The sequence below is a fragment of the Ruminococcus sp. B05 genome, from assembly GCF_003628495.1.
Taxonomy (GTDB): domain Bacteria; phylum Bacillota; class Clostridia; order Lachnospirales; family Lachnospiraceae; genus Schaedlerella; species Schaedlerella hominis.
Genome location: NZ_RBZR01000010.1, coordinates 1 through 23,836 on the forward strand (window position 1 = coordinate 1; position 23,836 = coordinate 23,836).

25 protein-coding genes and 1 pseudogene are annotated in these 23,836 nt (G+C 35.3%); 7 read left to right on the forward strand and 19 right to left on the reverse strand.

From position 1 onward, the window contains the following. Positions 1–161: 161 nt before the first annotated feature. From D8Q48_RS08840 to D8Q48_RS08905, 14 genes and pseudogenes are all read right to left on the reverse strand, one after another. Positions 162–422 carry a hypothetical protein gene (locus D8Q48_RS08840; protein WP_121056306.1) on the reverse strand — a complete coding sequence of 87 codons (261 nt, stop codon included), beginning with the start codon at positions 420–422 and terminating at the stop codon, positions 162–164. A 30-nt stretch (positions 423–452) separates the two neighbouring features. Further along, positions 453–689, reverse strand: coding sequence for a hypothetical protein (locus tag D8Q48_RS08845; protein WP_121056308.1), 237 nt, complete (start codon positions 687–689; stop codon positions 453–455). Positions 690–697: 8 nt separating this feature from the next. Continuing rightward, positions 698–1,225: an anaerobic ribonucleoside-triphosphate reductase activating protein gene (nrdG, locus tag D8Q48_RS08850; protein WP_121056310.1), complete on the reverse strand. Its 528-nt coding sequence runs from the start codon at positions 1,223–1,225 to the stop codon at positions 698–700. Positions 1,226–1,265: 40 nt separating this feature from the next. Then, positions 1,266–2,324, reverse strand: a complete 1,059-nt coding sequence (gene rsmH, locus D8Q48_RS08855; RefSeq protein WP_117990001.1) for a 16S rRNA (cytosine(1402)-N(4))-methyltransferase RsmH — start codon at positions 2,322–2,324, stop codon at positions 1,266–1,268. Positions 2,325–2,417: 93 nt separating this feature from the next. Then, on the reverse strand, positions 2,418–2,684 hold the full coding sequence (locus tag D8Q48_RS08860; protein WP_330514548.1) for a hypothetical protein: 267 nt from the start codon (positions 2,682–2,684) through the stop codon (positions 2,418–2,420). 517 nt (positions 2,685–3,201) lie between these two features. Further along, positions 3,202–4,494 (reverse strand): polyhydroxyalkanoate depolymerase, encoded by a 1,293-nt coding sequence (locus D8Q48_RS08865; RefSeq protein WP_118687898.1) that lies wholly within the window; start codon positions 4,492–4,494, stop codon positions 3,202–3,204. Further along, positions 4,445–4,906 carry a hypothetical protein gene (locus tag D8Q48_RS08870; RefSeq protein ID WP_243116261.1) on the reverse strand — a complete coding sequence of 154 codons (462 nt, stop codon included), beginning with the start codon at positions 4,904–4,906 and terminating at the stop codon, positions 4,445–4,447. The genes D8Q48_RS08865 and D8Q48_RS08870 overlap by 50 nt, the downstream gene beginning before the upstream one ends. Further along, on the reverse strand, positions 4,906–5,136 hold the full coding sequence (locus D8Q48_RS08875; RefSeq protein ID WP_330514549.1) for a hypothetical protein: 231 nt from the start codon (positions 5,134–5,136) through the stop codon (positions 4,906–4,908). The genes D8Q48_RS08870 and D8Q48_RS08875 overlap by 1 nt, the downstream gene beginning before the upstream one ends. 185 nt (positions 5,137–5,321) lie before the next feature. After that, a complete protein-coding gene (locus D8Q48_RS08880) occupies positions 5,322–5,618 on the reverse strand; it encodes a hypothetical protein (protein ID WP_117592881.1) in 297 nt (98 codons plus the stop codon). A gap of 154 nt (positions 5,619–5,772) precedes the next feature. Beyond that, positions 5,773–6,153 (reverse strand): annotated as a pseudogene (locus D8Q48_RS08885) (TnpV protein). Positions 6,154–6,173: 20 nt separating this feature from the next. Next, on the reverse strand, positions 6,174–6,581 hold the full coding sequence (locus D8Q48_RS08890) for a DUF6262 family protein (protein ID WP_117592877.1): 408 nt from the start codon (positions 6,579–6,581) through the stop codon (positions 6,174–6,176). Next, entirely contained in the window at positions 6,565–8,073 is a 1,509-nt protein-coding gene (locus tag D8Q48_RS08895; protein WP_225877012.1) for a tyrosine-type recombinase/integrase, read from the reverse strand. The genes D8Q48_RS08890 and D8Q48_RS08895 overlap by 17 nt, the downstream gene beginning before the upstream one ends. Next, positions 8,060–9,790, reverse strand: coding sequence for a site-specific integrase (locus D8Q48_RS08900; RefSeq protein ID WP_121056313.1), 1,731 nt, complete (start codon positions 9,788–9,790; stop codon positions 8,060–8,062). The genes D8Q48_RS08895 and D8Q48_RS08900 overlap by 14 nt, the downstream gene beginning before the upstream one ends. A gap of 18 nt (positions 9,791–9,808) precedes the next feature. Further along, positions 9,809–10,912, reverse strand: coding sequence for a tyrosine-type recombinase/integrase (locus tag D8Q48_RS08905; protein ID WP_121056315.1), 1,104 nt, complete (start codon positions 10,910–10,912; stop codon positions 9,809–9,811). A 241-nt stretch (positions 10,913–11,153) separates the two neighbouring features. Between D8Q48_RS08905 and D8Q48_RS08910 the strand changes: the two genes are divergently transcribed. Continuing rightward, positions 11,154–11,951 (forward strand): helix-turn-helix transcriptional regulator, encoded by a 798-nt coding sequence (locus D8Q48_RS08910; protein WP_117649577.1) that lies wholly within the window; start codon positions 11,154–11,156, stop codon positions 11,949–11,951. Between the two features lie 1,179 nt (positions 11,952–13,130). Here D8Q48_RS08910 and D8Q48_RS08915 read toward each other — a convergent pair. The 4 genes from D8Q48_RS08915 to D8Q48_RS08930 all read right to left on the reverse strand — a co-directional run bounded on the left by D8Q48_RS08915 (position 13,131) and on the right by D8Q48_RS08930 (position 17,245). Then, the gene (locus D8Q48_RS08915) at positions 13,131–15,929 is read right to left on the reverse strand and encodes a DNA methyltransferase (RefSeq protein ID WP_117592868.1); all 2,799 of its coding nucleotides are present in this window, start codon (positions 15,927–15,929) and stop codon (positions 13,131–13,133) included. Positions 15,930–16,039: 110 nt separating this feature from the next. Further along, complete coding sequence (locus tag D8Q48_RS08920) at positions 16,040–16,528, reverse strand: chemotaxis protein CheY (protein WP_117649579.1); 489 nt, start codon at positions 16,526–16,528, stop codon at positions 16,040–16,042. 57 nt (positions 16,529–16,585) lie between these two features. Continuing rightward, positions 16,586–16,906 carry a helix-turn-helix transcriptional regulator gene (locus tag D8Q48_RS08925; protein ID WP_013976760.1) on the reverse strand — a complete coding sequence of 107 codons (321 nt, stop codon included), beginning with the start codon at positions 16,904–16,906 and terminating at the stop codon, positions 16,586–16,588. Between the two features lie 123 nt (positions 16,907–17,029). Next, entirely contained in the window at positions 17,030–17,245 is a 216-nt protein-coding gene (locus tag D8Q48_RS08930) for a hypothetical protein (protein ID WP_013976761.1), read from the reverse strand. 225 nt (positions 17,246–17,470) lie between these two features. Here D8Q48_RS08930 and D8Q48_RS08935 point away from each other — a divergent pair, with 225 nt between their 5' ends. The 6 genes from D8Q48_RS08935 (at position 17,471) to D8Q48_RS08960 (ending at position 22,828) form a co-directional block, all read left to right on the forward strand. Further along, the gene (locus D8Q48_RS08935; protein ID WP_008374249.1) at positions 17,471–17,860 is read left to right on the forward strand and encodes a helix-turn-helix transcriptional regulator; all 390 of its coding nucleotides are present in this window, start codon (positions 17,471–17,473) and stop codon (positions 17,858–17,860) included. 129 nt (positions 17,861–17,989) lie between these two features. Continuing rightward, positions 17,990–19,843: a recombinase family protein gene (locus D8Q48_RS08940; protein WP_121056317.1), complete on the forward strand. Its 1,854-nt coding sequence runs from the start codon at positions 17,990–17,992 to the stop codon at positions 19,841–19,843. Beyond that, positions 19,840–20,628: a hypothetical protein gene (locus D8Q48_RS08945; RefSeq protein ID WP_055145192.1), complete on the forward strand. Its 789-nt coding sequence runs from the start codon at positions 19,840–19,842 to the stop codon at positions 20,626–20,628. Before D8Q48_RS08940 ends, D8Q48_RS08945 begins: the two co-directional genes overlap by 4 nt. Next, positions 20,588–21,004: a hypothetical protein gene (locus D8Q48_RS08950; RefSeq protein ID WP_044999283.1), complete on the forward strand. Its 417-nt coding sequence runs from the start codon at positions 20,588–20,590 to the stop codon at positions 21,002–21,004. Before D8Q48_RS08945 ends, D8Q48_RS08950 begins: the two co-directional genes overlap by 41 nt. Next, complete coding sequence (locus D8Q48_RS08955) at positions 20,991–21,911, forward strand: hypothetical protein (protein ID WP_117649589.1); 921 nt, start codon at positions 20,991–20,993, stop codon at positions 21,909–21,911. The genes D8Q48_RS08950 and D8Q48_RS08955 overlap by 14 nt, the downstream gene beginning before the upstream one ends. Before the next feature lie 2 nt (positions 21,912–21,913). Beyond that, positions 21,914–22,828 (forward strand): DUF6551 family protein, encoded by a 915-nt coding sequence (locus D8Q48_RS08960; protein ID WP_117592861.1) that lies wholly within the window; start codon positions 21,914–21,916, stop codon positions 22,826–22,828. Between the two features lie 86 nt (positions 22,829–22,914). Here D8Q48_RS08960 and D8Q48_RS17535 read toward each other — a convergent pair whose 3' ends face one another. Then, positions 22,915–23,835 carry a carbohydrate ABC transporter permease gene (locus D8Q48_RS17535; protein WP_330514551.1) on the reverse strand — a complete coding sequence of 307 codons (921 nt, stop codon included), beginning with the start codon at positions 23,833–23,835 and terminating at the stop codon, positions 22,915–22,917. Between the last annotated feature and the right edge of the window lies 1 nt (position 23,836).

The window sequence follows — 23,836 nt, forward strand, 5'->3', positions numbered from 1 at the left end:
TGAAAGGTTTCCATATAAGTATTCTTCACATACTTTTATAATTATTTCTTTTGAATATTTAGACATAAAAAACCCCCTTAAGTAGATTTTGGTTATTTACCTTGTCTACTTAAGGGGAATCATACCACTCCGTCCCCGAATGGCACTGGTCCCCGCTTTCCCTATTTCGAGAACAATACTCCTAGCAGGCTTCTCTTCTTAATCGCCTGTATCTCACTGGAACTGCGAATCACCTGTGCAGACATCCCCATATTACGTAATTCCTGTTTCAATGCAACAGCCTGCTTCTCCGACAATCCATCTTTCACAAGAAATGGAGTTTTCCTTAAATTCCCATTAATCTTAAAATCATATTTTCTTGCTATATTAGCATAATCTGTTCCCTGTCCGATATAATCTACCATCAATCCAAGGGCAATCACTTGTTTCGAAGGATACTCCGGTATATCATATCATTCGTCAACCGGCTCCATCTTATATTTGATTCCGTAAAAATCAAATGCTTCTTCTATATATGAACATACTTCGCCATCCAGACTTTCAAAAAGAATAATTGGCAGGTTCGATACAATTTTTCGGCCTTCGTGCTCTTCCATCCCGGTTATTATATGTAGATATCTTGCAACCTCCAACTCTTTTCCTTTACAATTATTCAGTATCACCCGATAATTTTGTTCTTGCTGTATCATACTGCCCCCTATTTATTCAAATCAGACAACACAAGCTGCCCTTTTTCTTTGCTTTTCTTCATATCTATAATTCTCTGATTTCTGGAGCCTCTGAATTTAAGCGTAATATCTTTCAATTCTTCTTCAAATTTACCATCCACAAGAATGTCAATGTTTCCAAGGATTTCATCTGTTACTTCTGTATATTTTCTTCCGTCTGGAATTAAATCCTCATTCACAATGAATCCCGAATACACCCAAATATCCTTGTCCGGACATTCTTTTCTCATTCTCCGGATTAGTTTTACAAGTTCCCTTTGATTCTCCGGCTCCATCGGTTCGCCTCCGAGTATTGTCATCCCTTGATAATATGGTTTAGATACTTCACTGATAATAAAATCTTCTGTTTCCCGTGTATATTCCATTCCATAATTAAAATCCCATGTCTGAGGCTGAAAACAACCCTTGCAATGATTTGTACAACCGGATACAAATAAACTCACCCTGATTCCAACTCCATTTGCACAATCTGCGATTAATATTTCACCATAATGCATTGTTAGTCCTCCATCTGCTTTCTCTATTCTCAAAGCTTTATTATTCCTCTGCTTTCACAGCCCAACGCATCTTCGTCGATCTTGCCCTTCCATTCTGTGCACATTCCTGTGCCGACGGACGAATCACATCCTTAGCATAATCCGAATAAATACCGGCCTTATACCCATCCTTCAGCGCACGTTTCACAAGCCTGTCCTCTCCCGAATGAAATGTTAAAATTGCCACTCGGCCACCCGGACGAAGTGCCAACGGCAGCTTTTCCATAAACTCATACAACACTTCAAATTCTCGATTCACATCTATACGCAACGCCTGAAATGTTCTCTGGCACGTTTTTTTAACTGCATCTTTCTTCTCTTTTTCCGGAAGAAAATCCAATGTCTTTTCAATTACTTGTCGAAGTTTTGTAGTAGTATCGATTCGATTGCCCTTTCGAACTTCATCTGTAATTGCTTTTGCAAGTTCCTCACAATATGGCTCGTCCGAATTTTCATATAACATTCCTGCAAGCTCTTCTCTTGAAATTGTATCGAGACGCTCTGCTGCACTGATTCCTTTCTCCTGATTCAAACGCAAATCTAATGGCCCGTCTACCTTAAACGAAAATCCTCTCTTTGGATTATCAATCTGCATTGATGATACTCCCAGATCTGCCAAAATAAAATCAAATCCGCCTACTTCTTTGGCTATCTCATCTATTGTACAGAAATTTTGCAAACGAATTGTCAAAATGTCTTCGCCAAATCCCTGATCTGCCAGACGTTTTCTTGTTTTTGCTGATTCCTCCGGGTCCACATCTGTCGCATAAATGTGTCCCTTCCCATCCAGGCACTGAAGCATCGCTTTCGTGTGTCCGCCATACCCCAGCGTCGCATCAAATCCAATCTCTCCCGGCTGAATCTTCAAGAACTCCAGAATCTCCTGCACCATAATGGAAATATGCATCCCTGCCGGAGTGTTTCCCTTCTGGATAACATGCTGAATTGTATCCTGATATTTTTCCGGTTGTAACTCTTTATACTTTTCCTCAAACTTCTTTGGGTATTTTCCTTTGTAGCGCACACGTCTCTTGTGCGGTGTCTGTGTTTCCTTTTCCATCTGTTTTCCTCCGTTGAGTTATATTTTAAATATATTCACACATTTTATGAGCGTTCTTTTCTCTGTTTTACACATTTTATGAGGATATTTCTCTTACAACCCACGCTCATACATATCATTAATCACGGCCTGTGCATACTCCAGCTCTTTTTTCTTGATGATTGCTTCTCTGTCACTTAGAATCGCAAGCATCTCATCCACAAGATCCTCAATTCTCGGATTACTCACCCGATATAAATAACCAAGCATTCTTGTTGCAGTATAATCTGTATTCATATGTTTATACGCAATCTCTGCACAGAATTCTTTCGGATATCCCCTGCTTAATAATACTTTATATAATTCTTCTGTTTTCTCCAATTCTATCTTTCCTCATTTTCTATATTCACATTGATACAACTAAAATTTTAACAAATTTCAATGTTCGGTTCAACGAATTTCAACATTTTTATTGCACTTCAAACTGCAATCATGTTAAACTGTCAAAAAGCATATTTCTTATGAATTCTAAGGTGATTTGTCACCATCTATTTTCTAATCGCATTTCAAGAATCTATGCTTTTATACCCATTAACATATAAAAGCAGGAGACTTGGTAAAAGGGTAGCTATTACAATGATATAAAAAAGGTGTACTCAATCTGGGTCTGTATGAATATGAAAAAAGACAGTATAAATCATTTTCATCTGACTAACGATGCAATTATGGGAAATCATGAATGGGAAGGTACATTAGAATTACTGAATATCATTATGATAGGTATAGCTGAACTGAAATAGAAAATACGCCTGTAACGTATATGGATTTACTTGTAATTTATCCACTAAAAAAACGGAATATTGTCCCCCACAATTTCCGTTTTTTTATAATCCTATATTTAGATATCCAGATTAATTATCTGATTATCTTCCAATTTATAATTTCCCCCATCCATATTTTTACGAACAAATGGCACACCTTTTCTCACATAAAAAATATTATCCTTAATCAACGCATCCGGATTTTCTGCCGGACTGATTGTTCCCCCAAGATCATCAAAACTAACATTATTGCAAAAGGTATTATGAATTGCTTCCTGCAGACAGAACATTACGCAGCCGCCTTCATTTTGTCTGCTGTAATTATATTCATAAATAGTTCCATCTCCAGAGTCTGCATCATATGCCATTCCATCTTGATTTAGTCTTGTATCAGCACCTTCATTATATCTAAACAATGCATCTTTGCACTTCCAAGGCCAGATAGCCGCAGCTACCTTCCCTAATCGGTTTCCCGGTTCACTATATATCCGATCATTAATTTCACAAGCAATAGAATCTGCCATATTATGTTCTACCAATGGCCGTAATGCATACATTGCTGTAATACCATCCCCACCTGCTGCTTTCACATAATTATCGCAAATCCGTATATTTTCATGTCCGTACTTTAAAAATATCTCCTCTTCCAGTTCCGCTCCCTGGAATTTCTCATGTGCATAAGTGTAGCCTACCGCAATTCCCCAACGGCTCACTTGATACACAAAACATCCCTCAACCATGACATCTTTATAGCGTGCAACTCCTGTAACTTCTTCCTTTTCCGGACGAAGTGCTGTCATGTAAATACCGCCGTTATTCATATGTTTATCGTATACATTACCATTTACATCATGAATCAATAAATTACGCAGCGTAATTCCATGACGCACCCCTTTATTTTTTGCTATGACGGCAACTCCGGTACGATTCATTTTATCTCCAAGAGAATAATGTTCTCCTATAATCTTATCCGCCTCATTTGTAATTTCTAATTCTTCCACAACAATATATTCTGCGTCATATAATAAAAGTGCGGAAGACACGTATCCATGATATACATGTGTCGGTGCATCCAGCAAATTGCCATAATCCTGATACCATATTCCCTGGCCACAGGCCTCAATACGCGGTGCATTTCCGTCCCCATACGCTCCAATCACAATCGGTGCATCTTTGCTTCCGCTATCTGTCACCTGAAGATATTGTCCATAAAACACACAGCCTCTCTCAAGCAGTACTTTATCTCCCGGCTGCAAACTTATATGGTTTATCGCAAACAGACTGGCAAATGCATTTTCTTCTGTCAATCCATCATTCGAATCATTTCCCGTCTTCGAACTCACGTAATACGTCTTCGATAAGCTTGTCATACGCATCCTCCCGTAACCTTTTTTCGATAATCTGTGCTACTTCTTCGTAAGTAAAGAAATCGCCAAAATATCGTCCAAACAAATCCATGTTTTGTTCGTAAAAAGTTTTCTTTTCCTGCTCTGTAAATTCTGGACACAAGCCTGTATTTCGAACCGCTTCACTCGGCTGAACAAAATCCAGCTTTAACCGTGTCAGTTCATACTGTAAATACGCCGGTGCTGAAAAATATCTTGGACCATAGAATATTTTATTTTCCTGCTCCATCATCTTTAGCATTTCGTTATGTTTCTGTCGTCTTGCTTCCAGTCCTTCCATGGAAGGATTCTCTAGCAGCCCCATTTTTTTTGCCAAAAGGAAAGCACCCTGTGCCTTTCTTAAGCCATCTGCTTTTATACAATAATTCTGCTGCATTATTTTACTGCTCCTGTAATTCCATTTGCAAAGCTCTTCTGTAAGCACAAGAAAATAATTGCAGTTGGAAGTGTACAAATTAATACCCCAAGCATCAACATACCATAATCAACGCTATAACCACTCTTCAAGTTCGCAACGAGCATCGGCATTGTGATTGCCTTGCTATCCTGTAAAATGATTGTTGGCCATAAGTAGTTATTCCATGCATTCATAAATGTTACTGTCATGGCTGCTCCATATGTAGATTTCATGACCGGAATAAAAGGCCTTTATATGGACTCCCTATGTTCCCATCATGCAGAAATACAATATCTGTACTTAATACACAATGTATATAACGTTATTATCTTGCCATTTCACAGTTGCAAAAAGAAAAGAGAACCTTTCACAGCCCTCTTTCATATCGACTTTCTCATTCATTTGTCATACTCAACAGTTTGTCAACCAATGTCTCTAAACTTTTTCCCAAAAATGGGACAAAGTCTGGTATTGCACCAAATGCCATCCCAATTATTATCATTCGACCACATTCTCTTGCAGATTCCAATGCAAATCCATAGCTCAAAACACCTGTCAGAATAAATATAATTGATAAAAAGTAAAGAAAAATATTTCCCAACATCATAGGAATTTTTAATAACCAGCAAATCAATGTCATTACTACAAGAATCAAACACAAAAACACTTTTATTATGTACTTAACCAACATTTTTAATCCCTCACTTTTTTATCTTTCCGGACAGCAAGAATCCTGCCATCCGGACTTCCATTTTTTTGCTATCCGGACTTCCATTTTTTTGCTATCCGGACTTCCACTTTTTTGCTATCCGGGCTGCAAAATTCTTGCTATCCAATACAGTTCATTATCCTTTCGTGTATATCATTTCCGTCAAAATCATCTCTTCTGCATCATGACAAATGGTATTCATCCTCCTAGTCCATTCCATGTTGTCCTGTCTTTTTAATTTCTCTGTAATTCCTTGTTTCTCCATCATCTATTTTACTAATTGTTCTTCCCTATCCCTTGCTTCTGCATCAATCTGATTCAAATGCTCAACAAGTTTTCCTTGTAACAACAATATTTGATATTTTGCCCTTCTGTGTTCCTGTAAATAGCTTTTACGAAGCATCCCATATTTCCCATATGTTGGTTCAATATCTTTAAGTGCCAATTCCGGCAAATAATAATCACCACATAACATATAAGTAAGTCCATTTTTCTCATCGTAAATTTCGTTCTGCATAAAATATTCTCCTTTTCTTCCTATAATTGGTCGTACATCTTCAACAGTGTTCCCTTTTTCATTTGACTATATTTCACTTGTAATTCTTCATATTTTTTCTGTAGATTCTCATATTCGTTTTTCGGAACACTATCGGATAATTTCTGTTCTAAACTCTTAATCCGTGCTTCCTGTGCTTTTGCAATAGCATCGCTTTTAGGATTTCGCAATATCATTCCCTGTTGTTTTTCCTTCAATTCCATCATGACCTGTTTCACATTCGGATTATTATAGAAAAAACCTCTGGAAAGTCCTGTTAATTTTGTAAGTTCAGCAACTGAAATTTTTATATTTTTTCTATACATTGTTTCAATAGCTGTTATTGCTGTTTCCGTCATTTCCGCACTTTTTTCTTTTGCCAGTGCTACCATTTTATCGTGTTTCTGCATTTTCCTTTTCCCTCCTGTATTGTGCTAATAATTCATTCATTTCATCTCGTACAGCCTTTGTATCCTCCGCTAATGCTTCGTTTCTTAACCGCCGATAATGTGGTATGGTTCGTGTATCCTTATGCCCCAACAGCCTTGCAATGCTATCATCATCTAATTTCATTTCTGTAAGTTTTACTCCAAAAGTGTGTCTAAAACGATGTGTACGAAACTCAAAATAATTTCCATTATCATCCCTGATATCATTTTCATAAATCATGATATTTACATGATATTTCAGCATTGAATCTGTATATAATTTCCCATTATCTTGCAGAAAAATATATTCTGAATCTGGATGGTCCTTTTCTGAAACTTCTATTGCTTTTCTAATCACTTCTGCCAGCTGATCGCTGACTGGTCTTTTGTATTTCCTTGTTTTATGCTGGAGAATAGTTATAAAATAATGCCCAGATTTCTCAGATAAGCAATCCCTTCGCAAAGTCAACGTATCCTCTATTCTTGTACCGAGCATCTGATGTATTATTAGACATCTTCCTAACTGGGGCTTTAATTTTGTTAATGCACTATTAAATCTCCTGATTTCTGCATCTGAATACGCTTCTGGCAAAGCGTTGTCATATGCTCTGCAATCACTGGACAGAAAAAGATTGCATAAATTTTCTATTTCCAGTTCCCGCCCAATTTCATCCAGCAGATTATCCAAAACGGACAGTTCTGTTGTGTAACTGACTGATGTAAGACCGGTATCCGTTTTTATATAAACCAGATAATCTTCTATCATATCCCTGCTAATTTCTGTAAAATGCTTTACTTCTGGAAACCGATCATACATAAATCTAGCAAACCGACGGAATCCACACAATTCGCCTTTTATACTACCCATTGCTTTTGTCTGGCAGTGGCTATACAATATTCTCTTTATTATCTCTTTAAATTCTCTCTGCCTAATCTCACGAAAATCTAATCTATATCTTCCACGAATCGGATTACTCCTTGGCACAATATCCAGCTTTCTCATATCCCATACATCTTTTTCATTTTCTGGAATATCTGCTGTTTTACACTTCACAACATACTCATAATACATTTTCAGAAAAGAAACCTGAGCGCTATTTTGTTGCTCAACATTCCGCCTATCCGGTCTATTTCTTCTAACGTACAGCGCCAATCCTTTTTTATATAAAAATGCTTTATAGCTTCTCTCCAGTTCTTCCCATTTTTTATCAGTAATACTGCTACAGCTTGTACACTTCTCATTCAGAAATTCTTTCAACAGATCAAATCTGTAAATATCATTTACGGCTGTTGATAATGATAAACGTCTACATCTATCATCGATATACCCATAAATCTCATCCTGTATCTTTTCATTACGAATCTCTGATATGTAGTACACCCTGTTTTCCTTCCATTTCAGCCCAGCCAACTGTTTTTCTGTAGCTTGTTGATAACAGTCATAAGAAATCAAATTAATATTACCTTTCATCATCTTCTACTCCTTTCAATTTAAATGACTGATTTCTTGAAAAATATTTATCTTCAGCCGATACAATACGTTCCGGCATGAAATCAATGTACTGTTTTGTCATATTCTCACTTGAATGTCCCAGATAATCTCGTACCCCTTGTATAGAAACTCCATTTCCGTACATTGAAGTTGCAAGGTTATGTCTGTAATCGTGTGCTCTAAAGATATAATCTCCACAGGCAATCCCACGAGCCTTACACTCCCGAATCATCTGATTTGAAAATGTCTGTCCATTAAATGCACCACCTTTTTTATTTTTGAATAAATACTCCCCATTTTTTATTCCGTACTTTTTTTCATAATCGTTCACCAGTCCAACCAATAAACTCGGAACAGGAATGACTTTTTCCCTCCGCATTTTGCTTTGATATATGCGCATCCAATTCTCATTGCCTTGTGAATAAAAGGCTCCCGATTTTATTGTACAAACCTCGCTTTTCCTAATTCCTGTGCAAAACAAAATCAAATACATCAACTGTAAATGCTCTGGGAATGCCGGCAACTCCTTAATCAGATGAGCAATTGTTTTTTCTGGAACACTTCTTTCGTTGTGTTCTGGAAAACCTTTTTTTAAAAATCGTTCTGGATAAAACTTCAACACTTCAATATTTTTCATTTTCAAAAACTGTAGAAATGTATGTATATGAGTTATATATCGGTTAAACGTGGAATATTTAATATCGGACACATCCAAAATAGATACATAATCCGCTATATCTTGTATCTCCAGTTCAGTTACTTTCTTACTCTGTCCATCCAGATATTTTAAAAATTGTGAAATAAAACTTATTGTATTTCGGATATTTGATAAAGACAGATCAGATATCCCAACTAAATATTTTGCGTATAATTGTAAATACCAACGATTTTCTTTTTCGTAAATATTAATAAATGAAAGGCTTTTAACAGGTGAACTGGCATTGATTCTTGATTTATCAAACTGAAACCTATCCATATACCAGATACATGCTTGCCAATTTATCTCTGAATCTGTTAGAAATAACGTTCTTCTCGCAAACTCAACAATCTTAGAAGCCTGTTTTTTTATAATTTCTGACTCCTTGTTTAAATACAGATAAAATCTGTTTTCATCTGCCTGTTCCATTTCTTCAATATCATCTATTCCGTACTTATCGCAAAACCGTACAAGTGCTTTTAATGGTTCTAAAAAATATCTTCGATGTCTTTGTACCTTATCCATATTCAGAATTTCACACAGCAATATTTTTGTCTGTCGCACCAACTGTGATGAATGTATCCTCGTTAAGTCCCATAACAAATCATTCTTATCGACCACCTGACGGAAAGATTGTGCTTTCTTCTTATTGGGGACATACAGCAAAAACAATTTGTCTTGCTTAAAAAACTCCTGTTCTACAGAGAAAGGATTTCCTTGTGAATAGACATCCGGCATATTTTCTATTTTTAAACGATCAAATAAGCTCATTAATTCCACTTTATATTTTTCTGAAATATCCTCTTTTTCAAGAGACTCCATATACATTTTTCTTGTTTCATAGTTAATATCTGCAGTACACTGTATATCTGTATACTGAAAAAATTTATATAACCGGTTATAGTATTTTGCTTCTCCATTCGTAACTAAAGATATTTCTTCCTTTAATTTCTCAGATATTTTTTCCTGATATAACTTCGGAACAATTTTTAATACTGCCAAGGTAATCCCTCCTTCCTTTTACAGAAAATCTGCAATTTGGTATAAATCTTCATTATTTGAGTAGTATTGATCTGTTGCTTCTATCAATCGTTCATTATTTTCACCCAAGTATTTAATGGTAGTTTCAACTTTCTTATGCCCCAGGGCAAAACGAATGTCATTCAAATCCCATCCTTCTTTTCTTCTTTCCTCCGCATAATAGTGTCGGAGCTGATGCGGATGGGAATTGATATCCGTTTTTTTGGATAGTCTTTTCAACATGCTATACACAGAATCCGCATCTAATGGCTCTCCTTTGTTTTTTCCAGTCAATTTTGTAAATAGATACTCCGAGTTCATCAGACTTTTTCGATTATCAGAAATGTACTTAACCAAGAACTCAAAAGTTGTATTACTTAACAAAGCCATTCTATATTCTGCATTTTTTGCTCTTGCCAAGTTGGTATTGGATTCACGATACCTTACCCGAACCGTCCTTCTTTCAAAATCAATATCTTCGGTATAATGGATTCCCAAAATTTCCCCTAATCTAAGACCGGTTTCTGCCATCATTGCTATCAGCAATCGATCTCTATCATTCGTACAGGCATTTATCAGCTCCTGTATTTCTTCGGATGTTATTTCTTCCAGATTAGGTTCTTCTTCTTTGAAGAAACCTTTAAACGAATTCACTGCATTTTGATGATTTACTCCCATACTGTCAAAATACGATACTTTTTTTACTCGTAAGACTTTAAGCATTGGCAAAACATCTTCCAGTGCCAAAAACTGGTAGTATCTGAAAACTGCACCAAGATACATATTGCAGGTCTTATTGCTCGTTTGTGTATTATGCTCAGTATGCTTTCCACTCTTAACCCAATACAAGAAATCAATAAAATGTTTATTCTGCTCTGAATAGGATAGCAATGTAATCTCATCCAATCCTATCGTTTGCTCCTGCAGATAATTGTAATAATATGAAAGTGCGAAGGCTGCGGATTTTACAGTATTCGGAGAAGCATTAATCTGATCCAGATGCTTCAAATACTTTGATGGAAGAATTTCAATTTCTTCAATATCAGAAATAATCAAAAAACGTGGTCTATTATCTTTCAAAATCGAAACAACCCTATATTTCAATCCACAGCCCTCCTTCCTTTCGTTTTGATTTATTTGACTTCTTTGACTTCTTAATTCTACATTATACACAAAGAAGTCAAAATGTCAATTACGTTTTTGATTTCTTTGACTTTTGCAAGAATATCAATAAAACATTTTTTGATTTCTTTATGTTTTAAATTGATTTTTAGGGATATAATTGATAAGATAAAATACAAGAAGTCAATTTATATAAAGTCAAAGAAGTCAAGAGGAGATTTGCATGAACGAATTTATATCAAATTCAGGCACACTAATAAATCCTGACAGCGTTTACGATCAGGAAAGATTCATCAATATACTTCAAATCATTTTACAGAAAAAAACACAAAAAGAATTATCTGAACAAACAGGCTTAAATAATGCAACCATTTCACGAATGCTCAACGGTGCCCGATCTGGAAGACCATATAAAAGCACTATTGATAAAATTGCAAAAGCCATTGATGATCCAGAACTTATCCAAGAGTTATATGATGCAACGGGATATTCTTCTAAGAAAATACGGGAACGAAAAAAGATAATTGCAGACAATGGATTTTCTCTGGATCTCTCTACTGTTCAGGTGCATGAAAAATTTTTTTCTACCTTAATGCGTGGACTTTCCATGATGACAAGTCTGCATAAAGTTGAATGGACAATAAAATCCGGAACACCCAGATCATACGATTATTTAATTGAATTAAAAGAGGGAAATATAGATTATTGGTATATTAGATATGTAGATAGAATTACTTCTGATGAAGAAAGAAAAAAAGCCTTAACTGCCATTTATGGAGAATTTGCAAAATTGAAATTGGGCGGAAAAATCAAAGTTTCTTGCGCCACTCCTTCTTACGAAGATTATGATTATTTTGTTACAATTCCGCCATATCAATTAAATACAAATGCTTCAATTATACATTTTGATTCTGAACTCGAAAGATTTGCAGACGAAACCTTTTTAGAGACAGCTTTACCACTTAAAGAAAATATTCCTGTTAAGGATTTTTGTAATCTTACCGAATCACTGATACTATAACTTTTTGATTTTATCACAGAGAGAGTTACTTATGGCTCTCTCTTTTTTTAACACTTCCTCCTCCCACGTTCCAACTCATTATGGCTAATCATTTTCTAAAGCAAGTATCGCCTAGAGTAACTCAAAATCCCTTTTCTGGATTATGATTCTCTGACAAACTTGATAGAGATTACGATTCTCCATACCCTCAATATCACAAAATATCAAATTTTGCTATTAGCTCATAATAAATTTTCGCAGCTTTCTGTTTTTACACTCATGGTTATCAAAAGCTTTTTTTAACCATCTGCTTCTATCGACTACAGATTTAAAATTTTATTATTCAAAAAAAATAAAAGTGCATTCCACAAAAATACCTATCACCAAAAATATAATGGACACTTCTATTCATTATATTTGCACCGACAACTAGAAGTTGTTTTCCTGCCAACGCCTTTCCAACAGCATAAACTCCCAATAGCATTTTGATGATATAAAAATACTTCTTTCATCGTTGAAATAAAATCCCTTGTAAATAGAATATATGTGGAATCTCTGTTTCTCATAAGTTTCTCAATTACCCCAGAGCAAGATCCACCTGTGTTTAACAATATTGTCTTTCCGACAAATATTCTTTCATCAGGTTTATATCTTGCTGGGGATTCCCCAAACCCATTCTTTCTATTTATGCCGAGATTACTGTACACATTAGAGCAAGATCCACCCCGGTAATACCATATCGCTATTTTAGCATTATGGCATTTTCCGGATGTTGGAATCTTGCTAAGGATTGTGCTCCCTAGTTCCTCACATTCAGCATAAATATATGATTGGTTCCTCGAATTTCTTCGGTCACAGCACAGGGAGAAAAAATAGGCTAAACAGCCCTATATCCCTGTGAAATCACCATGTGATTATAAAATAGCAAGGACAGGAAGTGTGGATACACTTCCGCAAAATTGCCAATTTCGGAGCCATATCCAAAATTGAAAAATACATAAAAATCAAAAATCCGAAACCTTACTCGATATCCAAATTTATAATTTTTACAGATTACAAAAAAACCAATATGAAAATTTTACAAATTTTGTAACACATGTAAAATTCCCATATTGGTTTTCATTCATCTTTTATGGATTTGGAATATTCTATGTTTTCAAATATTTTACTTTGAGCAAAAAACAGCTCTATAAACTTTTATCATTGCATTTTCTGGTATAATTTCATCAACTCTCCCACACAATCTGCTTCCGTCATTTTTGTACTAAAGCCATACGCAGCCATAACAGCTTTATCATTTGCAGTATGTGCTCGTCGTAACTCGGCTGGCATTGTTAAAGGATCATATAAAGCCGCAAGATTACTACTAGGATATAATGTTCTTGCTTTCAAAATTTCCTGTGCCGATTTTTCAATTTGTTCTCGATTCTTCTCCGTTACTACAGGCCACGGAAAATTGTTATACACTATTGTGTTTGAATAACTATAATCACTTTTTAATCTTCCACACACTGCTCGCATCCATGCCATGTGAACATTCGACATCAATACACCAAATTCATAAAATGATGCATTGGGCATAGTGAATAATTTGTCTCCCGGAATAATTTCACCATCTAAATAATCCATTGGAATATATCTACGATTCTGAGAAGAAACTTTGGGAATCGCAATATATTGATTTTTATGTTCAAGTATTGATGCAAATAAAGTTGGATTCTCAGCCGCTTTTTTTGTGTTCGCTCTTGTACTACTAAGTCTAAATTCACGTACTTTATTCACTCGTTCTAATATCATCGGACATTTTTTTAATAATCCAGGATCAGCTCCAACAAGCCAAATACAATATCTCGGCTTTCGATCAATAAAATCTTTTCCCATCATATAATGTCTAAAAAACGGAGAAGCCTGTGGTTCTTTTTCCAAAAACTCTTCCTTTTCCTCTTCCGTCAATATTAAAAATCCACCATCAATTGCTTGCCCACCTAATGCTATTTCAGGAACATTACACAATGGTTTCATTCTTTTTTCAATGAATATATTTTCTGCATCAAGCAAATATCCATTAATATTATTCGCCGGAATTGCGTTCTCACCTGAATAAATTATTTTCTGCTTATTATTTACAGCTCTGCTAAAGCCAACAATTACACAATGAACATGCGCTTTTATTGACGCTTCACTATCCCATATAAATGTTCTGTATGCAAAATCAATGTGTACACCTGATTCAAAAAGCGGTTTCCAGAGAATCGAAACACTTTCTCCCTGTGTAATTGAATTAGTTGATACCAATGCTGCTCTGATATTATAATTTCCCATATAGTCAGCCGCTTTTTTATACCAGCAACTAACATAATCAAGATTTCCTATACTCTTCCATCCTTCAAATATCTTCTCAACATCTTCCTTCTGCTCCGACGCCATCCAACGTGCTCCTACAAATGGCGGATTTCCCATTATAAACGATAATTTTTCTGCAGGAATTACATCATTCCAATCAATTCTTAATGCATTTCCTTCTGTAATATTTACATATGTCTTTAAAGGAAGAAAATCGTCATTAAATCCATACACAATATTTTTCGTTTCTTCCAACATTTGAGATTCTGCAATCCATAAAGCCGTTTTCGCAACTGTAACTGCAAAATCGTTAATCTCTATTCCATAAAATTGCTGAATAGAAACTCTAATTGGATTATTTACCTCTACCAATGTCATTTGTCCGCCAACTTTTTCCTTTATCACCTCATTCTCCAAACGACGAAGCGACAGGTATGTTTCTGTAAGGAAATTTCCGGAACCACACGCAGGATCAAAAAATGTAAGTGATGCCAATTTATTTTGGAATTCTTCCAATTTTTTATCTCTGGTACGCTTCACTTGAATTGCTCTAATACTATCAAATTCCTTCTGCAAATCTTCCAAAAAAAGAGGACTAATAACTTTATGAATATTTTCAATAGATGTATAATGCATTCCTCCTGAACGTCTGGTCTCAGGATTTAATGTAGATTCAAATACCGCTCCAAATATAGTTGGAGAAATATCACTCCAGTCAAAATCTTCTGACGCTTTTGTAAGAAGTAATTCTTTAATTTTCTCTGTAAAAGGTGGTATCTCAATAGTTTCATCAGCAAATAACCCACCATTTACATACGGGAACTGAGCAAGTTCTTCCTCTAAATACTCGTCTCGCTCTGATACAGGTGTATCCAATATCTTAAATAATTCTATTATAGCTCTCCGGCAATCCTTTACTTCATATGTTTCCAAATAATCATGGAACATATTTCTCTTTCCAAAAATACCAGCATCTTCTGCATACAAGCAAAAAACAATTCGCACACATAAAGCATTCAGGCTCTTTAGTTTATGCTCTCTTTTTTCTCTCTGCTCAAGTGTTTCATCCTTTTCCTTAATATCTGGTATACGATATTGTTTTAAAAACGCATCATAAATAAGCCCAACAATACCTCCTGCTTTTATTGATACTTCCATTTCATGCGATATTGTCTTTACTTCCTTTTTCACCAAGAAGTCCAACAATGGATATTTGCTTTGTAATTCATCTAAAGCAATCTTTGTCGGTTCTGGCTGTTTCTGGTTCATATCATAAATCCAAATTTCAGCAAAATTTGACGTAACAATCCACCGAGCTCTTTCATCAAAAGTCAGCTTTCCATTATATCTGTCTGCCTGTTCAAATGGAGTAAGATCAACATCTCCTGAATTCCTGATTTTCTGATCCAATGCTTTTCCAAGACTCTTCTGTTCAATAATTACTCGTGTTTCAGGAATATACACATCAATACGTTTTGTATTTCCATCAATTACAACTTTCTTTTCAAAGTTCAAACGTTCTGTCACATTATCCATTCCCAAAACATTCGTCAATAAATCAATCCAATAAGAACGTCCATCTTCATCTTCTTTCCCTTTTCCCATCCATCGGTTTACAAATTGACGGGCAGCCTCTCTTTGTTCTGCATCTGTCATGCTTTTTTCCTCCTAAATAATCGTGCATTCACAAATCTTTCTCCGACTATTTTTACATATCATATCCACAGTATATCATAAAATTATTACAGAACAGCATTCATATATCATTATTTGTATTGTGTCTGCACACAAGGAACTTCTACCGCCAAATCATAATAATATTGATACATGATCATGTTATCTTTTGCTTCTATATACACTCTCTGAGCTTCTTTCAGCAAGTTATTCCAAATATCTTTCCATTCACTAGGAGCCGAATCTAAAAACCACATATTATTAAATGACATTTCTATCGTCCCCCATAAATCATCTTCTTTACGCTCAGTTTTTATATTCATCTGCATATTTCGTGCAATTTCCAATGCATCTTTTTGTAAAAAAGTGAATTTCACTACTTTTTGAGGATCTGGAACTTTCTTAAAACGACGCATATGAGCTTCTGCCTTTTTAATAATTGTTTCCAATTGTTCATCATGCCATTTTTTATCCTCTAGTATCTCTTCTTCTGACATTTGCGCTTTTTCTTCATTAATTTCTCTTTGCATTTCTTCCAATTCATGCTGTGCAATATCATAATATTTCTTTTCAATCACCATAATCTCTCAACTCCATAAAAAAAGAAACAGTCAACATTTTCGTTACAACTGTTTCCTTTATTTTTGAAGTCCCCGGAGCATTTGTATCACTACATTCTGTTCTTTTTCATCAAGATTATTCCAAATATTCAGAACCTCTTGTTGTGATTCTGATAAGCTTACTGGAACATCCATTCCGGCAAAGAATTGTGCCATTGTTACTCCCAGTGCATCACATATCTTTTCTACAGTAGGCATAGTTGGTAAACTTTCTTTAGCAATAATTTTTCCAATCGAAGATTGAGATATACCAGTCAATTGTGACAGCCGATATTTACTCATATCACGTTTTTTACATAAAGCTATAATATTGTCCGCAATATAATCCTCTGTACGCAAGTAAATACACCTCTTTCCGATAGTAGTTACCTTAATTGTAACTAGAAATCCGCAAAATTATTAGAGATGTATCTTACAAGTATTTACTAAGGGAAACAGTAGTATTAAAACAAAAAAATAGAACTATATAAAGTTGTATTCCATTAATGTCAGCTTATTATCTAAATGCTCATATTCTCTTTGTATTTCTTCAATTTTATCATATAGTTTCAGCACTGTCGAACCCTTTATCATTTTATTCTCTTGGCACATCTGCCGGAATTTTTCTTTGTACTCCCGCAGTACTCTTCCTTTTTCCTCTAATTCCTCCAGTGTTTTGATTTCCTCTTTATCTGCCATGTATTTTCCTCCCAGACATAATTTTTAATACATAAATGATAACCCTTTTTTCGCTGTTGTTCAATTACAACTTATCGCCTTTTTCTCCCATCAATCGACAATCTTCTTTTTGCTATATACATATGATATACTTCTCTTTATACAATCAATTGCTGTTGTATAGCTCACCATTTTTTCTATCTACAACACAAAAAAGTCAAGTTGTGATGGAAAGGAGGTGAGGACATGGAAATAAATTATGCACTTATTGGCAAACGTATAAGAGAAACCCGCAAACAACGAGGATTATCTGCCGAGGAGCTGGCTGAAATTGCTGATCTTTCTACTGTTTATATAAGCTATATTGAAAATGCCAAGCGTAAACCCAGTTTAGAATCTTTAATCAAAATTAGCAACGCACTTGAAATTACTATTGATGAATTACTCTATGGGAACTTGTTATACAATCCTACGGAATATCAAACTGACATTGATTTATTAATGGCAGATTGTACCAGCACTGAAAAACGTTACATATTCGAGGTTCTTTCAGCCATAAAAAACATTTTACGAATCAATGATTGGCATCTATCCTCAAAACACAATTACGATGCTGATAACCCGAATGATTATTAAATCATTCAATAACAATCAAATATCTATTTCTACATAAACCATCCGTTAATCACTTAACCGATGGTTTATGTCTTTTTCAATCCAAAAATTCTATGATAGTTATATCAACTATAAAGGATGTCGCTATTGATGAAAGAAAGTGAAGAACGAAGCAGTAATATTGATGAACAGAAAGCCAGAATCCGGCAAAGATACAAAGGTATTGATCCAGAAGAACTGGAAGTAATTCCGGCACTTCCACCAGAGGATATTTTTAAAACAGAAAAAAAACTACGAGTAGCTGTATATGCAAGGGTATCTACGGATGATCCACGCCAAACATCCTCATATGAATTACAGAAAAATCATTATCAGGATGTAGTAAATAAAAATCCGAATTGGATGCTTGTAGAAATATATGCCGACGAAGGCATTTCCGGCACTTCGCTTCAACATAGAGATGCATTCAAAAAAATGATTAAAGATTGTGAAGGCGGAAAAATTGATTTAATCATAACAAAAAGTGTATCCCGATTTGCAAGAAACGTTGTTGACTGTATCCGATATGTACGAGAGCTTTCTTCACTCCGTCCACCCGTCGGTGTATTTTTTGAAACAGAGCATTTAAATACTCTTGATCCCAAAAGCGAAATGATTCTGTCATTCATGTCAACACTTGCGCAGGAAGAAAGTCATACCAAAAGTGAAATTATGAATTCTTCCATTGAAATGCGTTTTCGTCGGGGAATATTCCTTACACCTCCTCTGCTCGGATATGACCAAGACGAAAATGGAGATCTTGTAATCAATCCACATGAAGCTAAAACTGTGCAGCTTATTTTTTATATGTATCTTAATGGAAGCAGTACTCAACAAATTGCTGATTCTTTGACAGAACTCGGTTGTAAAACAAAAAAGAATAATGATGTCTGGTCATCCAGTACCATACTACAAATCCTTCAAAATGAACGCCATTGTGGGGATGTTCTGGCGAGAAAAACATGGACTCCGAATTATCTTGACCATAAATCAAGGAAAAACAATCAAGACCGTAATCAATACAGAAAAGTCGGACATCATGAAGCTATTATCTCCCGAGATGATTTCATAGCTGTTCAAAAATTAATTACAAATGCGAAATATGGAAATAAAGAGATTTTACCAGAATTACATGTGATACAAGAAGGCTCTCTAAGTGGATTTATAAGCATTAATCCAAGATGGTCTGGATTTAAATCCAGAGACTACTTTGAAGCATCTCAAAGCGTCCTTAAACCGGCAAATATAAATGCACCTGATACAATTACTGCTTCCGCCGGTTCCTTCGATTTAAGAGACTATGAAGTTGCTAGAGGACAATTTTTCTCCTCGGTTGGTCGGATTTCTGTTTCTTTTTCATATAAACAGATCTCTTTTAACAAAGATGCTATACGGAAATTTCCAAACATAAAATTTGTCGAAATGCTAATACACCCGAGCTCAAAACTACTTGCTATTCGACCATGTTCCTCTGAAACAAAAAATAAAGTGCAGTGGTCACGTCTCAAAGATGGTCAACTTATTCCAAAACCAATTTCCGGTGCTGCATTTTTGCCAACATTATACGAGATATTTAAGTGGGACAAAAAATGCAAATATAGAATATTAGGAGTTGCTCACCAAAAAGACAATGAAAATGTCCTTATTTTCAACATGGACGATACAGAAATACGAATCCCGACAAGTACCAACGACGTATCCGCCCCCAATAACAACACGCCTGATACAATATCTGATTCTAAGAGTGTGTTAGCTTATCCTGCCGACTGGATGAATAGCTTCGGTAATAATTACTATACTCAGTCTCAAGCGCCAGAATTAACAGAATTTACAGTGGACAAAAACTGGCAAACTGCTTCAGAAAGTAAACCTTATAAAGAACCCGAGCTACAAACCACTCCCAAAGAAACCATTATACAAAATATAAAGAATATTATTACAGAAATTAAAGGAGACACCCAATGAGCGAGCAACCTATAAATCAATGGAATATGACTACAGAACCTTCTGATATGATGAAAATCAACACACCTATGCCAATAACAGTCGCACCCAGCCCCTCAAATCAAATGGAAGTCATTGACGATGATTCTTTCAGCTATGACGGTTATCAAGTTGTACGTGGTGAATTCTTCGCTCATATTTACGAACCTTCGTTTACGTTTAATAACTACAAGGTATCTGTAAATACCGCCTGCATAAAAAAGCTACCCGATGTCGAATATGTGCAAATATTAGTCAATCCCATTGAAAAAAAACTGGCTGTCCGTCCCTGTCGAGAAGAAGAAAAAGACTCTTTTCGTTGGTGTTCCTCTGGAAAAAAGCGTTCGCCAAAACAAATCACCTGTCGAATTTTCTTTGCTAAAGTGATATCTCTCATGGATTGGAATCCTAATTATCGGTACAAGATTCTCGGCAAATTAATTCGTTCTGGCAATGAAATACTGTTCATTTTCGATTTAACTTCACCTGAAATATTTCCTCGTACACTAAAAGACAATGGAACTGTAACCACTGCTAGGACACCTTCTTATCCTGAAGAATGGAAGAATCAATTCGGTATTCCAGTGGAAGAACATCAGAAATCAATGCAAGTCAATATATTTGAAGGCTACGCAGTATTTGACATACAAGAAAAGAAGAAGGCAACTGATAAATCCATAGAAAAAGCAAAAGAACCATCAACAGCAGAAAGTGAGGAAAAATCCTATGAACAACAAACACTCTTCCCATCCACTAATATGTATTGACTTTAAAAAGAATCGTATACGAATCCACCGCAATACACTCCGTCAAATTGGTAACCCAGAATATATTCAACTTCTTGTTAATCCTGATCAAAAAATGATAGGTATAAAGGCTAGTTGTGCAGAGGATAAATTGGCACATAAAGTTAAGGATTATTTTGTCATCAATGGTAACAGTTATGAATTGTACAGCCGAGAATTACTATATTCACTTTCCCAGCTTAACCTTTCTTGGGAGAAATTTAACATTTTTCGTTTAGAAGGCAATATTTACCCAGATAAGAAAATAGCTCTATTTTCCATGGATAACATCATCACAAAACTGCCACAAACAGAATTCAAATCAGAAATAATGGGAGATGAGTATGCGCAATTATAGTATATATACATTAAAAACAAAACTAGAATTCACCAATTTGTATCAATATCTCAGTGAAAAAGATTATAAACAACTTGAGCAACAGATATTATGTCATTCCTATCACACCCCCATCTGCACATGGAATGGTATTGTCATTAATGGTATAGAAGCATATGAATTATTTCGTAAACACAGTATTCCTTTCCGAATAAAAAGACTCCATTTTTCCAGTAAAGAAGATGTAATTTCATGGATATGTACTGACCAACTTAAACGAGAGGATTTAACCAATATCAATAAAAAATACCTGATTGGGAAAAAATATGATGCTGAAAAAATTTTAGTTTCAAGACAACTTTCATCTACGAATATATCTCATATTTCCGGTGCAAGCATCGCAGCAAAAAAAATATCCGAAGAATGTAATGTAGCAATGGCTACCGTTTACAAATATTCTGCTTACAGTAGTGCACTAGATATAATTGATGAAAAAGTTCCGGATCTTGTCAAACGAGTTCGTTCTGGTCAGCTTTGGATTTCCCAAGCTAATATTATTGAACTTTCAGGATTATCAAAAGAGCAGCTTTTAAGTCTAAATAACTACCTTCTTGCCGAAAAGATAGAACATCTCAGTTATCATGATATGAAAAGGGAATTACTGTGGAATAATTACGCCAAACCGATATTAAAGAAAGAATCTTCCGTTTCTATTCCATCTATACGCAATCTGCCACAATTTGATCCAGATGCGGAAATTGCAAGTCTTACGTTGACGATTCCCTCATGGAACAGTTCTATCGAAAGAGTATTAAAAGTTTCAGATTTTAAAATTGCATCTGATACAGCAAAATATAAGCTTAAATATCAGCTTATGTGCCTAATATCAACCACAAATAATATTTTGAAAAAATTGGAGGAAATATAATTATGGATGGAAATACCGAAGATTTACAAAAGTTTGTTCCCCAAGTGCATTTTGAGCAAATACCTATTAAAAATTTATGTTCAAATCAAGATTACCAACGTAATCTTTCTATCAAACACGTTCAGCGTGCTGCAGCTAATTTTGACCTTTATCAGATAAACCCTGTAAAAGTAAGTAGACGTGATGGGATAAATTATGTGTTCAACGGACAACACACTATAGAAATTGTCGCTCTCGTCTCTGGATCAAGAGAAACTCCTGTCTGGTGCATGGTTTATGATGATCTTGTTTACACTCAAGAAGCAGATATTTTTGCAAATCAGATGAAATATGTCAAATCGTTACTACCTTATGAAATATTCATGGCTAATATTGAAGCTGGTAATGATAGAGAACTTATTATTCGTGACCTTGTTGAATCATATGATCTCTCTATTACTTCTTCCTCTCGCCCCGGAGGTATATGTGCTGTATCCACTTTAATTAATATCTATGAAAAATATGGTTTTCACACTCTTGATCGTGTTTTACGCCTTTGCGTTGCCACATGGGAAGGCGCGCCTATGTCCTTTAGCTCCAATATGCTTAATGCTATTGCCCGTCTGGATAATGCTTATGGAGAAACAATGAAAGATGACACATTTAAAGAAAAAGTAGGACGTGTCTCTGTCAGAGAAATCAGTCGTACTGCCAGAGAACGTCGTGCCGGTTCATTAGGGTTTGCAGAAGCTCTTTTACTAGAATACAATAAAAAATCCAAGTATTCACTTCCTTTTGAGAAATTATACACTCATAAAACACCCAAAAAAAGAGAACAATCAACTGAAGATGAATCCGGTCAAAGTTCCACTCCAGAAGGTCAGTTAGATTTATTTTCTACGGATCAGGACAACACTCAGGCTCTGCCAAACGAATAGCGCAGAGCCTTCAGCCTTCGTTCTATCCATACTTTCAAAAGAATACCCTACTCTAAGACTCCCTTTCATGCAAGCACTATTTTATCTTATTCCAAATTCATCATCCGCTCCATCCGCCACCTTATATATGAATATCCATTCCAAATATTTGCTTTTACCGGATACTCTTTCCTGTAAACAAATACAGTGTGATATTTAACAAAATGCATTCTACACCAGTTATGTATATCCTTCATATATATGTTATTTATACCGTTCACCCACTGTTCTAAAAACCATATGTCTTTATCTGACAATAACTCCATTATGAACAGTACATTATAATATTGAATGACACCTACTCTCTTCCTTTCCTCTATTAACCTTTTACACAATAACCTATACTTAATGTTCATATCGTTCCTATGCCTTCCCTCTAATCTATATTTTCCATCCTTATATACGTTATATATATAATTGTTATATAGTACATATAACATCTTAAAGAAAATCTGAACTTCACTTAACCCTTCAAGTCTTGCCGCCTCGATAATATCATGTGGGAAAGAACGGGCTGCCTGTCTAAACAACATGATCATAAATGGAGTAGAAATCGATGGAAGTGCAAGTGCGATCCATGTATTGACCAGTCCCCACGAAGTAAACATCTTAAACAGTGGAATCATAATCGCTACAAATGGAAGCATCATTGCAAGAAGCAAAATGCTCATCAAAATATCTTTTCCTTTGTCGTGGTAAATCTCAAATCCATATCCGGCAATTGAACATACAAGCAATGCTACAAATGTAATAATGATTGCATTTCTAAATGAGTTAAACATTGCAAGTCCAAGGTTCTGCATACCTACCAGTGTCTTGAAATTTTCTACCAGATAAGTACCCGGATAAAGTCGCCCTCTTACGACATCGATACTTGTATTTGTCGCTCCACAAAGCATGTAATACAGCGGAAATGCAGATAAGAAGCTTGCAATAATTAAAACTGCATAGGAAATAATTGATTTCATC

Bases quoted from the DNA above. Each gene is read 5' to 3' on its own strand.
- D8Q48_RS08845 (WP_121056308.1), bottom strand. From the start codon at position 689: ATGATACAGCAAGAACAAAATTATCGGGTGATACTGAATAATTGTAAA.
- nrdG (WP_121056310.1), bottom strand. From the start codon at position 1,225: ATGCATTATGGTGAAATATTAATCGCAGATTGTGCAAATGGAGTTGGA.
- rsmH (WP_117990001.1), bottom strand. From the start codon at position 2,324: ATGGAAAAGGAAACACAGACACCGCACAAGAGACGTGTGCGCTACAAA.
- D8Q48_RS08865 (WP_118687898.1), bottom strand. From the start codon at position 4,494: ATGACAAGCTTATCGAAGACGTATTACGTGAGTTCGAAGACGGGAAAT.
- D8Q48_RS08870 (WP_243116261.1), bottom strand. From the start codon at position 4,906: ATGCAGCAGAATTATTGTATAAAAGCAGATGGCTTAAGAAAGGCACAG.
- D8Q48_RS08875 (WP_330514549.1), bottom strand. From the start codon at position 5,136: ATGACAGTAACATTTATGAATGCATGGAATAACTACTTATGGCCAACA.
- D8Q48_RS08880 (WP_117592881.1), bottom strand. From the start codon at position 5,618: ATGTTGGTTAAGTACATAATAAAAGTGTTTTTGTGTTTGATTCTTGTA.
- D8Q48_RS08890 (WP_117592877.1), bottom strand. From the start codon at position 6,581: ATGCAGAAACACGATAAAATGGTAGCACTGGCAAAAGAAAAAAGTGCG.
- D8Q48_RS08895 (WP_225877012.1), bottom strand. From the start codon at position 8,073: ATGATGAAAGGTAATATTAATTTGATTTCTTATGACTGTTATCAACAA.
- D8Q48_RS08910 (WP_117649577.1), top strand. From the start codon at position 11,154: ATGAACGAATTTATATCAAATTCAGGCACACTAATAAATCCTGACAGC.
- D8Q48_RS08915 (WP_117592868.1), bottom strand. From the start codon at position 15,929: ATGACAGATGCAGAACAAAGAGAGGCTGCCCGTCAATTTGTAAACCGA.
- D8Q48_RS08920 (WP_117649579.1), bottom strand. From the start codon at position 16,528: ATGGTGATTGAAAAGAAATATTATGATATTGCACAGCATGAATTGGAA.
- D8Q48_RS08930 (WP_013976761.1), bottom strand. From the start codon at position 17,245: ATGGCAGATAAAGAGGAAATCAAAACACTGGAGGAATTAGAGGAAAAA.
- D8Q48_RS08935 (WP_008374249.1), top strand. From the start codon at position 17,471: ATGGAAATAAATTATGCACTTATTGGCAAACGTATAAGAGAAACCCGC.
- D8Q48_RS08940 (WP_121056317.1), top strand. From the start codon at position 17,990: ATGAAAGAAAGTGAAGAACGAAGCAGTAATATTGATGAACAGAAAGCC.
- D8Q48_RS08945 (WP_055145192.1), top strand. From the start codon at position 19,840: ATGAGCGAGCAACCTATAAATCAATGGAATATGACTACAGAACCTTCT.
- D8Q48_RS08950 (WP_044999283.1), top strand. From the start codon at position 20,588: ATGAACAACAAACACTCTTCCCATCCACTAATATGTATTGACTTTAAA.
- D8Q48_RS08955 (WP_117649589.1), top strand. From the start codon at position 20,991: ATGCGCAATTATAGTATATATACATTAAAAACAAAACTAGAATTCACC.
- D8Q48_RS08960 (WP_117592861.1), top strand. From the start codon at position 21,914: ATGGATGGAAATACCGAAGATTTACAAAAGTTTGTTCCCCAAGTGCAT.
- D8Q48_RS17535 (WP_330514551.1), bottom strand. From the start codon at position 23,835: ATGAAATCAATTATTTCCTATGCAGTTTTAATTATTGCAAGCTTCTTA.